Annotated in this window: 13 protein-coding genes; 3 read left to right on the top strand and 10 right to left on the bottom strand. The window is 67.0% G+C overall.

Annotation, left to right across the window (positions count from 1 at the left end):
- Positions 1-29 precede the first annotated feature (29 nt).
- Positions 30-419, top strand: coding sequence for a DUF488 domain-containing protein (locus AC1DJN_RS06150; protein WP_312401389.1), 390 nt, complete (start codon positions 30-32; stop codon positions 417-419).
- 271 nt (positions 420-690) lie between these two features.
- Here the strand turns inward: AC1DJN_RS06150 and AC1DJN_RS06145 are convergent, their stop codons facing one another.
- A complete protein-coding gene (locus tag AC1DJN_RS06145; protein ID WP_442251832.1) occupies positions 691-1,194 on the bottom strand; it encodes a hypothetical protein in 504 nt (167 codons plus the stop codon).
- 306 nt (positions 1,195-1,500) lie between these two features.
- Here AC1DJN_RS06145 and AC1DJN_RS06140 point away from each other — a divergent pair, with 306 nt between their 5' ends.
- Positions 1,501-3,528 carry a sodium-translocating pyrophosphatase gene (locus AC1DJN_RS06140; RefSeq protein ID WP_442251831.1) on the top strand — a complete coding sequence of 676 codons (2,028 nt, stop codon included), beginning with the start codon at positions 1,501-1,503 and terminating at the stop codon, positions 3,526-3,528.
- Positions 3,529-3,621: 93 nt separating this feature from the next.
- Here AC1DJN_RS06140 and AC1DJN_RS06135 read toward each other — a convergent pair whose 3' ends face one another.
- Genes AC1DJN_RS06135 through AC1DJN_RS06115 form a run of 5 tightly spaced genes read right to left on the bottom strand, consistent with a single transcriptional unit; the run spans position 3,622 to position 6,573 of the window.
- Complete coding sequence (locus AC1DJN_RS06135) at positions 3,622-4,341, bottom strand: energy transducer TonB (RefSeq protein ID WP_442251830.1); 720 nt, start codon at positions 4,339-4,341, stop codon at positions 3,622-3,624.
- Positions 4,338-4,763: a TonB system transport protein ExbD gene (gene exbD / locus AC1DJN_RS06130; protein WP_032976747.1), complete on the bottom strand. Its 426-nt coding sequence runs from the start codon at positions 4,761-4,763 to the stop codon at positions 4,338-4,340. The genes AC1DJN_RS06135 and exbD overlap by 4 nt, the downstream gene beginning before the upstream one ends.
- An 8-nt stretch (positions 4,764-4,771) precedes the next feature.
- Positions 4,772-5,500 carry a tonB-system energizer ExbB gene (gene exbB / locus AC1DJN_RS06125; RefSeq protein ID WP_032976748.1) on the bottom strand — a complete coding sequence of 243 codons (729 nt, stop codon included), beginning with the start codon at positions 5,498-5,500 and terminating at the stop codon, positions 4,772-4,774.
- Positions 5,487-5,954 carry a YbaN family protein gene (locus AC1DJN_RS06120; RefSeq protein WP_032976749.1) on the bottom strand — a complete coding sequence of 156 codons (468 nt, stop codon included), beginning with the start codon at positions 5,952-5,954 and terminating at the stop codon, positions 5,487-5,489. Before AC1DJN_RS06120 ends, exbB begins: the two co-directional genes overlap by 14 nt.
- 31 nt (positions 5,955-5,985) lie before the next feature.
- Complete coding sequence (locus tag AC1DJN_RS06115; protein WP_442251829.1) at positions 5,986-6,573, bottom strand: biliverdin-producing heme oxygenase; 588 nt, start codon at positions 6,571-6,573, stop codon at positions 5,986-5,988.
- Positions 6,574-6,680: 107 nt separating this feature from the next.
- Between AC1DJN_RS06115 and AC1DJN_RS06110 the strand changes: the two genes are divergently transcribed.
- A complete protein-coding gene (locus AC1DJN_RS06110) occupies positions 6,681-6,938 on the top strand; it encodes a DUF2789 domain-containing protein (RefSeq protein ID WP_032976752.1) in 258 nt (85 codons plus the stop codon).
- Between the two features lie 144 nt (positions 6,939-7,082).
- Here the strand turns inward: AC1DJN_RS06110 and AC1DJN_RS06105 are convergent, their stop codons facing one another.
- From AC1DJN_RS06105 to AC1DJN_RS06090, 4 genes are all read right to left on the bottom strand, one after another.
- Positions 7,083-9,998: a TonB-dependent receptor gene (locus AC1DJN_RS06105; protein WP_478038989.1), complete on the bottom strand. Its 2,916-nt coding sequence runs from the start codon at positions 9,996-9,998 to the stop codon at positions 7,083-7,085.
- Positions 9,999-10,166: 168 nt separating this feature from the next.
- Positions 10,167-11,108 carry a FecR family protein gene (locus AC1DJN_RS06100; RefSeq protein ID WP_478038988.1) on the bottom strand — a complete coding sequence of 314 codons (942 nt, stop codon included), beginning with the start codon at positions 11,106-11,108 and terminating at the stop codon, positions 10,167-10,169.
- 103 nt (positions 11,109-11,211) lie between these two features.
- On the bottom strand, positions 11,212-11,712 hold the full coding sequence (locus AC1DJN_RS06095) for an RNA polymerase sigma factor (RefSeq protein ID WP_025874164.1): 501 nt from the start codon (positions 11,710-11,712) through the stop codon (positions 11,212-11,214).
- A gap of 85 nt (positions 11,713-11,797) precedes the next feature.
- Positions 11,798-12,165, bottom strand: a 368-nt coding sequence (locus AC1DJN_RS06090; RefSeq protein ID WP_478038987.1) for a hypothetical protein, incomplete at its 5' end; no start/stop codon positions are given.

Below are 12,165 nucleotides of genomic sequence, written 5' to 3'. Positions count from 1 at the left end.
CCCTCCGTCCCCTTTTTGCGAGGAATGCCATGGCGTTGCGTGTTGTTCGACTTGGCTCAGCGCGCGCGCCCGGTGAAGGCCTGCGCATCGGCACCGTGCGGCGCCCGCCGCGCGGTGTGCCGCGCAGCGAATTTGCCCGGCAGGACTGGTACGACGTGTGGTTCCCGACGCTGTCCCCCAGCGCGGAGCTGGTGAAACAGGCGCATGAGGCGAAGAGCGCCGCCGACTGGACGGCGTTCTTCCGTCACTACAACGCCGAAATGAAGGCGCCCGATGCAGCGCATGCGCTGGACCTGCTCGCAGCGCTGTCGCAGCACAGCGATATCGCGGTGGGCTGCTATTGCGAGGACGAGGCGCATTGCCACCGGTCGGCGCTGCGCGATCTTCTGGTGGCGCGTGGGGCGAGGCTTGCGGAGTGATCGCGGGGTTGCCGGCCAGCGGCCGGCACTACCCAGGTCTTACACCCAGTAGATCCACGCCATGCGTGGATGCTCGGCCTCAATTGCAGGCTTTGCCCAGGTCTCCCTCCCAGTAGATCCACGCCATGCGTGGATGCCTGGCCTCAATTGCAGGCTTTGCCCAGGTCTCCCATCCAGTAGATCCACGCCATGCGTGGATGCTTGGCCTCAATTGCAGGCTTTGCCCAGGTCTCCCTCCCAGTAGATCCACGCCATGCGTGGATGCCCGGCCTCAATTGCAGGCTTTGCCTGCCATCTGCAGCTGCGCGGCGAACATCGTCACCTGCGGGATCTTGCCGGCAGCGGCCTGCTTCTTGGCTTCCTCCAGATAGATGCGCGACTGTCCCTGCCCATCCAGCGCCTGGGCGTTGTTCACCGGCAGACGCCACACGCGCACCACCGCCTGCTGCGCCGGGCAGGCGGCATTCGGAACACGGATCACATCATTGAGTTTCCAGCCCTTGTCCGCACTCGGTTGCGCCTTGCTGTAGTCGACAAAGCGGGCACGCGGCTGGCACTGCTCGCTGGTGCGCACCGCCGAGAAACGATAGGGCTCCGCCGCCTGGCCAGTGAACGCGCCTTCCAGGCGGGCACAGGCTTCGGGAATCTGCCGCAGCGTGTGCACCGCGCCGACCGCTTGTGGTGCACCCACCGCTCGCTGCAGTTCCGGTGCTTCCGCCGCGAAGGCAGGCAGGGCCGGGGCCAGAACGGCAAGCATCAACAGGGACAGGCGCATGGGGATTCTCCGACGGGACTGCGCGCAGGCTTGCAGAGGTTGGCTTAACGGGGTGCAAAGGTGGCGATGGGGACGACGGATATCGCGTCGTTGCAGCAACCGCTGCGCTCGACGGGCGCGGCCTGGCGCTACCATCCGGGCGCGGGTGCACGCATACTGCGGACACCAGGGAATGCTGAACACCGCCATACGTCGGACGACCACCAAGGTCGGTACGGGTTGGTTCCAGGCTGCAGCCCGTCGTCCCCCTCGTGGTGCCGTTCATCGCCACTGGATGCTTGTCCATCCATTCTGCGGAGGGGTCTAATGCTGGAACGTCACGGGCTGTCATTGGCGCTGGGCTGCGCCATTCTCGCGATCCTGTACGGAATCGTCTCGGCGCGCTGGATCCTGCGCCAACCCACCGGCAATGAACGCATGGTCGCCATCGCCACGGCCATCCAGGAAGGCGCGCGCGCCTACCTCAACCGCCAGTACCTGACCATCGGCATCGCCGGCGTGGTGCTGTTCGTGCTGGTCGGCATCTTCCTGAGCTGGTACACCGCGGTCGGCTTCGCAGTCGGTGCGGTGCTGTCCGGTGCAGCGGGCTACATCGGCATGAACGTGTCGGTGCGCGCCAACGTACGCACCGCAGAGGCGGCGCGCCACGGCATCAGCGCGGCAATGGACGTGGCSTTYCGCGGCGGYGCGATCACCGGCATGCTGGTGGTCGGCCTGGGCCTGCTCGGCGTGGCCGGCTACTACGCGTTGCTGCTGCGCATGGGCCTGCCGATGGAACAGGCACTGCATGCACTGGTCGGCCTGGCCTTCGGCTCATCGCTGATCTCGATCTTCGCGCGCCTGGGCGGCGGCATCTTCACCAAGGGGGCCGATGTCGGCGCCGATCTGGTCGGCAAGGTCGAAGCAGGCATTCCCGAGGACGACCCGCGCAACCCGGCGGTGATCGCCGACAACGTSGGCGACAACGTSGGCGACTGCGCCGGCATGGCCGCCGACCTGTTYGAAACCTATGCGGTCACCGTAATCGCCACCATGCTGCTGGGCAGCCTGATGCTGGCCGAGGCCGGCGCCAATGCGGTGCTGTATCCGCTGGTGCTGGGCGGTGTTTCGATCATCGCTTCGATCATCGGCGCGCTGTTTGTGAAGGTGAAGCCCGGTGGCTCGATCATGGGCGCGCTGTACAAGGGCGTGATTGTCTCCGGTGTGCTGGCAGCGATCGCGTTCTATCCGATCACCACAGGACTGATGGCGGACAACGTGTACGGGCCGATGGCGCTGTATGGCTGTGCGCTGATCGGCCTGGTATTGACCGGCCTGATCGTGTGGATCACCGAGTACTACACCGGTACTCAGTACAAGCCGGTGCAGCATGTGGCACAGGCCTCGACCACCGGCCATGGCACCAACATCATCGCCGGCCTCGGCATCTCGATGAAGTCCACCGCCCTGCCGGTGATCGCCGTCTGCGCGGCGATCTGGGGCGCGCACGCGCTGGCCGGTTTGTACGGCATCGCCATCGCCGCCACCGCAATGCTGTCGATGGCGGGCATGATCGTCGCACTCGATGCCTACGGGCCGATCACCGACAACGCTGGTGGCATCGCCGAGATGGCAGAGCTGCCTTCGGAGATCCGCGACATCACCGATCCGCTGGATGCGGTGGGCAACACCACCAAGGCGGTCACCAAGGGCTATGCCATCGGTTCGGCAGCACTGGCCGCGCTGGTGTTGTTCGCCGACTACACGCACAACCTGCAGGCGGCCAATCCCGGCCAGGAGTTCCGCTTCGACCTCAGCGACCACACGGTGATCATCGGCCTGCTGATCGGTGGCCTGATTCCGTACCTGTTCGGTGCGATGGCGATGGAAGCGGTCGGTCGCGCGGCCGGCGCGGTCGTGGAGGAAGTGCGGCGGCAGTTCCGCGAGATTCCCGGCATCATGCAGGGCACCGCCAAGCCGCAGTACGACAAGGCGGTGGACATGCTGACCCGCTCGGCGATCCGCGAAATGATCGTACCGTCGCTGCTGCCGGTGGCCGTGCCGGTGGTGGTCGGCCTGCTGCTGGGGCCACGCGCGCTGGGTGGGCTGCTGATCGGCACGATCGTCACCGGGCTGTTCGTGGCCATTTCGATGACCACCGGCGGCGGTGCCTGGGACAACGCCAAGAAGTACATCGAGGATGGCCACTTCGGCGGCAAGGGCAGCGAAGCGCACAAGGCAGCGGTGACCGGCGACACGGTCGGTGACCCGTACAAGGACACCGCCGGCCCGGCGATCAACCCGCTGATCAAGATCATCAACATCGTGGCGCTGCTGCTGGTGCCGTTGCTGTAGATCCACGCCATGCGTGGATGGCGGCTCCGATGGGGTCGCCTCCGATGGGGTCAGAGCCCTTTCCTGTGGAAAGGGATCCGACCCCGCCGAGGATCACCGCCCGCGCAGGAAGAACGCGACGGGCACCATCACCTCCACCGGGTCGCCGGCCACATCGGCCGGCGGCGCCGGCACCGGGCTGGCGCGCTGCACCGTGTCCAGCGTCTCCTGGTCGAGCAGTGCGAAGCCACTGCTGCGCTCGATGCGCGGCGCCGATACACGGCCGTCGCGGGCAACGGCAAAGCGCACATAGGCCACGCCCTGCTGGCGCAACCGTTCGGACTGGCGTGGATAGCGCCGATGCTGTTGCAGGTGTCCCAGCAGCACCCCCTGCCAGGTGGCCTTGGCACTGCTGCGTTCGCCGGCCGTGGTACGCGGTGCGGCGTAGCTCGCTGCGGCCTGGGCAGGAACGTCCGGCGGCGCCAGCGTGCGATCGATGTTGCTGTCCGCCGCTTCCTCTGCCGGTTCCGCAGGTGGCTCGGCCGGGGCCGCCAGTTCGCCTTGGGGCAGCACCGGCGCCTTGATCTGTTCTTGTTGCCTGGGCACGGTCACGCGCCGCTGCTGCTCCTGCTGCAGCGGTCCGGCCGGCAGCGCGCGCGGCGGTACCGGTGGGGCCTGTGCGGCGGGAGCCAGTTCCAGCATCAAGGCGGCAGGAGGTGCCGCTGCCACGACCGGCGGCGTACGCGATGCCCACCACCACGCCGTAGCGATCAGCACCGCATGGGCCAGCAGCACGATTGCCAGGCTGGTTGCCCAGCGCTGCAGCCCGCTCATCGTGCGCCCTGCTCCAACCCGACCAGGGCGACCTTCAGGTAACCGGCACTGCGCAACGCATCCAGCGTCGCCATCAGGTCTCCATAGGAGACCCGCTGATCGGCACGCAGATAGAGGCGCTGCGACGTATCGCCATGCGTTGCCGAGCGCAGCGCAGAGGCGAGGCCATCGCGTGCCACCGGCGCCTCGCCCACCCGCAGCGACAGATCGGCCTGCACGGTCACATACACCGGCGCATTTTCTGCCGGCGCCGCCTGCGCACTGCTGGCAGGAAGCTGCACCGGCACCGACACCGTGGCCAGCGGCGCGGCCACCATGAAGATGATCAGCAGCACCAGCATCACGTCGATGAAGGGCGTGACATTGATCTCGTGAGCTTCTTCCGGGGTGTCATCGCGTGTGGATGCGGTCCTGATCGCCATGGCGTGCCTCAGTTCACTGCACGCAGCGTGCCTGTCGGCGCCCGGCGTGCAGCCCGATCCAGATCACGCGACACCAGCTGCTGCACAGCCGCGGAAAGATCGCCCAGCAGGCCGCGCAGGCCTGCCAGCACCCGAGTGAAGTGGTTGTAGACCAGTACCGCCGGGATCGCCGCGACCAGACCGAGCGCTGTAGCCAGCAGCGCCTCGGCAATACCTGGCGCCACCACGGCAAGGTTGGTGGTATTGCTGTGGGCGATGCCGATGAAGCTGTTCATGATGCCCCACACGGTGCCGAACAGGCCTACGAACGGCGCCACCGCGCCAATGCTGGCAAGCACGCCGATGCCACGACGCTGGTTGCGTGCGGTCTCCAGTTCCAGGCGCTCCAGTCGTGATGCCACCCGCTCCTTGATCCCCTCGCGGTGATCAAGTTCCTGCGACAGATGCAGTTCGGTGCGCGCGGCATCCAGCATGGCTGCGGCGATGTTCTGCTGCAGTGCGGGCTCGCCGCCTGCGACCGGCAGGCTGGGTGCCGACAGCAGCACGCTTCGCGCCAGGCGCAACGCGCGTGCCTGCCGGGCCAGTTCCCAGCCCTTGGCCAGCAGCACGGTCCAGGTGGCCAGCGAGGCCACGGCCAAGGCGATCATCACGCCCTTCACCACCACATCGGCGGCCAGGTACATGCCCCAGGGGGTCAGTGCGGGGGCGGCCATGGGAGCCAGATCAGCAGGCAGCATCGTCGGAGGTTCCATTGGAATCGGTAGAAGTAGTGCGACGGCGGGCAGCGCGCGGATCGGTGGCGTCGTCCACGCCCACCAGCGGCGCTGGATCGAAACGGGGCGCCGGTCGACTCAGGACATAACCGGCACTGACCGCAAAGAACAGTCCCACGCCCAGCAGCAGACGCCAGGACGGGTGTGCGCCCCAGCAGAACATCGCGAATCCCACCGCCATGCCGGCGCTGGCAAACGCCTTGCCTTTGCGCGATACCGCGCCCTGCTCACGCCACAGGCGCAGCGACGGACCGTAGCGCGGATGGGAAAGCAGCCGCTGTTCGAACCTGGGCGAACTGCGTGCGAAGCAGCCCACCGCCAGGATCAGGAAAATGGTGGTCGGCATGACCGGCAGCAGTGCGCCGATCACCCCCAGCGCGACCATCAACCAGCCGAGCACGAACCAGAGCCAGCGCATCAATCGCGCGCCAGCGGGCGGTGCAGGGACATCAGGAGAACTCCACTTCGACATGGCCGTGCACGCTGCGGAACGCGGCATCGGCGGCATCGATCACTTCCTGTTCCTGTGCCGGCGACAGCACCACTGCATCGAGAGCAGCAGTGAATTCGCGCCAATGCCGCGCGGCCCCATCGGGATGTGCCGCCAGGTGACGAGCACCAAAGTTCCGATCCAGGCCGAGTGCAGCGGCCATCTTGTAGAGCACGGTGCCGCCCAGGTTGGAACCTTCGGCAACATACAACCAGCCCAACGCGGCCGGCAGCGGCAGGTCGTCGCGGAGGGCCGCGATGTCCTCGCCCGGCAGCGCCTGCTCCAGGTCCTGCAGGTCGCAGCGCACCTGCTGCAGGCGGCGACGCTCCGCCAGGTCCGGCAGCAATGCGTCCAGCGCAGGGCTTGCGTACAACGCGTCGATGCTGCGGTGGAAGCGGTACTGCACGCGCAGGAAGCGAGCGAAATTGCGGCGGTCGGCGAAGATGTCGCCGGCCATGATGCGCTTGTCGAGGGCGCCATGGCTGTCACGGGTGGCGGCCTTCAGCCGCACGCTGCGGCTGTCTTCGAGGGATGTCTGAACGGTCATCGGGAGTGCCAGGGAAAGCGTCCCCCTGTAGACGATCCTGGCGAGGGTTCCCCCAACCCTGCTTGCGTCGATAATGCAGGTTCCTTTCCATTGCCAGGGCACCACCGATGATCACCACCGAACCGCGCATGACCAACCTGTTCCTGCAGCTGGGCCTGGATGCCAGTGCCGAGGGCATTGCCCGGTTCATCGCCGACCATCAGCTGGCCGCCGGCGTGGAAGTGGCCGATGCCCCGTACTGGAACGAAGCCCAACGCCAGTTCCTGGCCGAATCGCTGCAGGCCGATGCGGCATGGACCACCGTGGTGGACGAACTGAATGAAGCGCTGCACGAAGCGGCGGTGAAGGCCGCGACCGGGCTGTAAGCGCCAGGCGGCAGCGCCGGGCATGGCCCGGCGCCCCCCCCAGTAGATCCACGCCATGCGTGGATGACCGGACCCGATGGGGCCAGGTCCCTTTCCGCGGGAAAGGGATCCGCCCCCTCCACCGGTGCAAGCGTGGAGGGTTGATCAATACCGCCAGGTAAAGGCCAGTCGCGCAGTCCGCCCAGGTGCGGGCATCACGCCCAGCGCCAGCGGATCCAGGTAGTAGCGGTCGGTCACGTTGTCCACGTTCGCTTCCACCGACAGCTGGTCGTTGAAGCTCCAGCTCGCAAACAGATCCACCAGCGTGGTCGGCCGGTACAGCTGCTGGATCGCCGACAGGCCGACGTTCCATTCCTTGTCCAGCTTGCTGATCGGGCCGGCGTTGTGGACCACGCGGGTGCCGAAGGTCAGCCGCTCGTCGAACAGGCGCGAGCCCAGGGTCAGGTTGATCATGTAGCGCGGCGGGTTCTGGGTGTTGCTGTAGGAGCCTTCGAAACCACCATCCACGCAGTCCGGCGTGCCGACCAGTTCCTCGATCCTGCGCTGGACACCGTAGGCGCGGCGTTCGGCCGCGATGTCCGGTGCGCAGGTCTTGGCCTTGAAGTAGTAGTGCGCCGACAGATCGGCAAATACCTTGCCGCTGTCATAGCTGGACTGGAACTCCATGCCCGACACCTTGAAGCGGTCGACGTTGCGGATCAGTCCGGCCGACAAGGTGCGGTAGTCGCGGGTGATCAGGTCATCGATGCGGGTATCGAAGTAGGCCAGCTTCAGCGCCAGGCGGTCACCGGCAGTGAACAGGTCGTGCTGGATCGTGCTCGCGCCCAGTTCCCAGCTGTGCGCACGCTCGGGCTTGAGTTCATCCACCGGCTTGGCCGCGGTGAACAGGCCGAGCGTGGTTTCGAACAGGCTCGGCAGCTTGGTGCCTTCTGCGTACTTCAGGTAGACCATGCTGTCTTCGCTGAAACGGAAGGCCACGCTGGCGGTCGGCGAGAACGCGCTGTCACGACGGCGGATCGGCTGGGACCAGGTCCAGCTCACCGGTACCTTCAGGTCCTCCGCGGCGTCAGCGTCATGGAAGTTCCAGCCACCGATGTCACCGACGGTGCCCTTCTTGTACGGGGAGGCCAGCAGCGACTCCTGGGTGAAGTTGCCGTTGGCGTCCGGATACCAGTTCAACAGGGCAATGCGCTTGGCCCGCCACGACGGCAGCTTGGGATTGCCGTTGAGCAGTTCGGTGTAGCGGTATTGACCCTGCACTTCGTATCCGTCCGGCGTGGCCAGGCGGTTGCGGTCATGCACGTCCACGCGGTTCCAGCGCCCACCCAGCAGCATCTCCCAGTGTTCGTCCGGTGCCCACTTCAGCGATGCCACCGCACTGTATTCCTTGCGCTCGGCATTGCGCAGGAAGCGGTTGTTGACCAGGTCGTCGTGCATGATCGGCCCGGAGCTGCCCGGGGCGATGTCCTCGTCGCTGTAGGACAGGCCGTAATCGAGGGTGAAGCGGCCGGCACTGCCGTCCAACACCGAGGTGTTGCTGGCGTCCAGGCCGAAGCGCTTCTGCCGCAACGGGTTGCGGTAGGCATCCTTGTAGCCGGGATTGCCACTGAAGCTGGGTGCGTCGTACCACTCGGTGCGGCGATCGAAGTACCAGGGGGTGATGCCGGTCAGGCTGTTGTACATCACGCTGTCGGCGTCGGTGTACCACGCGTTGACGCGCAGGTCGATCAGCTCGCTGTCCGGGTTGAACCGGTAGCGCAGGCTGTAGCTGTCCATGTCCACATGGCCCGGGTCCCACTGCGGCACGCGGTCGCGGTCGACGCGGATGATCTGCGACGCCATGATCTCGCCCGCACTACCTTCGTAACGACGATAGCCCGCTTCCAGCGTCTGCGCGTCGTCGATGCGCCAGGTGCCCTTGAGCAGGGTCGACTTCGAGCGCGAGGAAGTGTTGAACACTTCGGTGCGTGGCGGATTCAGCGGCGCCAGCGTGCGACGGGTCTGCGGAAAGTCGTCATAGCCGTGCTTGCCGGAGAAGTAGTTGCCRTTGTCGCGGTATGCATAGGCGGCCACCAGGTCGAAGCGGTCCCAGTGACCGGCAGCGGCCAYGTTGAAGAACTGGCTGCCGGTGGCACTACGATCGCTGCGCGGCGCGGCTTCGTAGCCGGGCAGGTTGTTGGCGCTGCCGTTGGCCAGCCCCCCGCGCACGCGCACGCCGACATCACGCCCCTCGCGCAGCACGTCATCGACATTCAGCGTTTCCATTTCGACCACGCCACCGATGCCGCCGGAGGCATTGGCCTGCAGGCTCGGGCCCTTGGTGATGGTCAGGCGCGAGATCAGGTCCGGGTCGAGATAGGTGCGCTGCGACTGGCCGGCATAGCCACGGTAGGTGTCCATGCTGGACTGGCCACCGTCGATGATGACCGGCACCCGGCTCTGGCCCTGGATGCCGCGGATGTTGACGTCGAAGCCGTTGCCCACGCGCGGATCGCCCGCAGTGACACCGGCCACGCCTTTGACGATGTCGCCGTTGGACGTGCCGCGGAAACGCTCCAGCGCGACGCGGCCGATGGTGGTGGTCGACCCCACGCTGCGGTAGCTGTCGAGCAGGCGCGCTTCATCGCTGACCGCACCGCCCTGCACGCGGTCTCCGGCCACGCTGAGGGTATCGGTGACGATCACGCCGCCCGTCTGTCCCGCCGCAGCGACCTCCAGCGTGACCGCATCGGCGCTTACCCGGCGCACGCTCAGGCCGCTGCCGCGCAGCAGGCGGGCGAGGGCCTCGTCGGCTGACAGCGTGCCACTGACCGGTTGCGAGATCACGCCCTTGGCCAGCGTGCTCGGATAGACCACCTGCACACCGGACTGGCGCATGTAGGCGCGCAGTGCATCGTCCAGCGGTTGGTCGGGAATATCAAAGTGCTGTGCCGCTGCCGGAGCAGCGCTGCTGGACTGCGCCATCACGGCGGGGGCGGCGGTTGCCAGGCCGGCGGCCAGCAACGCGATGCACAGACGGGACGGGCGCGGTGCGCGGCCCGGGCGGCGGAATTCGTACATGGGGGAACCTGTCAGAGAAGCGTGGCCGCGGGCGCGGCATCATCCGCGCATGCGCGGACCCAACGACGTACGTGGCGGCGGCGGGTACGTTCGTGGATGAGACGAGTGGGGGCGCGCTTTCCCCAAGACCGATGCGTTGCATCCGCTGCATCCGCGCCTGGCGCGGTACTACCGGTACACGATCGCCACGCCCAGCGGCAGGCGGGTGACCTGCAGGCCGGCGGTGGCCGCCAGTGCATCCAGTGCCTGCTCCGGATGATCGACGCGCAGCGCCGCGCTCACGGCTGGAATCGTGGAAAGATCGCCGCGCACGAAGGTCGGCCCTGCGCGATAGCGGCCGACCGCGTGCACGGCGTCGGCCACACTGGCCTGCTCCAGCAGCAGTTCGCCCTTGCGCCAGGCGCCGACGCCGTCCGCAGCAATGTCAGCCARGCGCTGCACGCCTCGGTGCTCGCCATAGCTGGCACGTTGCCCCACCTRCAGATAGGTCCAGCCGCCATCGACAGGACTGGCCACACGTACCCGGCCCTGCCCGACTTCGGTCTCCACCCCGGCCGCAACGTGGGCGACCGTGAAAGCTGTGGAGATGTCTTCCACTACACCGTTGCCAGCAGCAACGCTGAATCGCCTCTGCGCATCGGGCGCCACGTCGAACCAGGCGCGGCCACGCAGCAGTTCAACACGACGGCGCTGGTCATCGAAGTGCACGGCGATCGCGCTGTCGGCATCGAGCACGGCGCGGCTGCCATCGGGCAGATGCACATCCTGCACCCGGTGGTCGCTGCGATGATCCGCCTGCAGGCGCAGCCAGGCATCGGGCCAGGCCACCAGCACCGCCAGCGCAGCGGCCGTGGCCATGGCCCAGCGCAGCCGCCGCGGACGGCGCGCTGCCTGCCTAGGTTCGGTGGCGGCCGGGCGCGGGCCCACACTGCGCCACAGCATGCGCTCATGCTCGAACGAACGCCGATTCGCGGGCTCGGCCAGCCACTGCTCGAACGCGTCCATGCGCGCGTCGCTGATATCGCCGGACGCCAGGCACACGATCCAGTCCCTGGCCTGTTCGGCCACGGCATCATCGGCGGTGCTGCGGGGTGTCGGGGGCGGGCTCATCGGCTGGCAGGGGACACGGTCAGAGGTGGGCGGACGGACTAGAGCGCATGGGGGGCCTGCGAATCAAGACGCATGGCGGGTGTGCGCCCCCAAGCCGGATCGTTCATCGGCCACTGCGCGCCCAGGCAAGCCGCTGCAGCGCGGTGCGTACGTGGTTCTCCACCGTGGTCACCGACACACCGAGGCGCCGGGCGATGTCGGCCTGGGTAAGGCCCTGCAGGCGATTGAGATGAAAGATGGTGCGCGTCGGCTCGGGCAGGTGGCCGGCGGCATCAAGCACACGCTGCAGTTCATCCTGCGCCATCACCTGTTCCTCGGTGGAGATCTGCTCGTCCTCCTGCCACAGGTAGTGCTCGGCCAGCAGGCGGTTGCGGCGCGTCGATTCGCGGCCGTGGTCGGTGGCGAGGTTGATGGCCAATCGATAGAGATAGGCGCGCGGATTGTCGATGCCCTGGCTGCTGTCTACCCCACGCGCCTTGAACCAGACCGCCTGGATCACGTCTTCGGCCCCGCTGTCGCCGCCGAGGATGCGCTGCACGCGTCGCAGCAGTGCCGGTCGTTCGCGGATCAGCAGTTCGGTCAGGGTGAGGGCATTGGAGGACATGCGCGGAGCCAAGGGACGGACAGAACGGCGCGCATGCTACTCCGTTAATGCGAATAAATCACGTTTGCATTCGCAATCGTCGACGTCAAAGACAGTCTGTCAGCCCGCCATAGACGCTCGTGGTCGTACCGGGCAAGGGCGCGTGGATCGCCTCATCCCCGGAACCCACCTGCCAGACCTGCAGGAGCTGCTCCAACCGGGTTCCAGATGCCAGCGGCAGCACGCATGCATAGCTGCCAAGGTCGACATCGATCCGTCCTTCCTTACGCACCCAGGTATCGCTGCCGGCGAAGGTCCAGATACAACTGCCGACCACACCTGTCGCTCGCTCCACCGAACAGCGCAGGCGCATGGCCCACAGGTTGTAGTACTGCCCCTCGCAGAACGTGTCGCCGCAGACATCATCGAACCCGCGCACCAGCATCCGTTCGGCGGCCAGGAACCGCTCCCGGC

It is taken from the genome of Stenotrophomonas sp. 05L414_2, assembly GCF_056397905.1.
The sequence above is the reverse complement of the archived record's forward strand: the minus strand, read 5'-3'. Positions and strand labels throughout refer to the sequence as shown.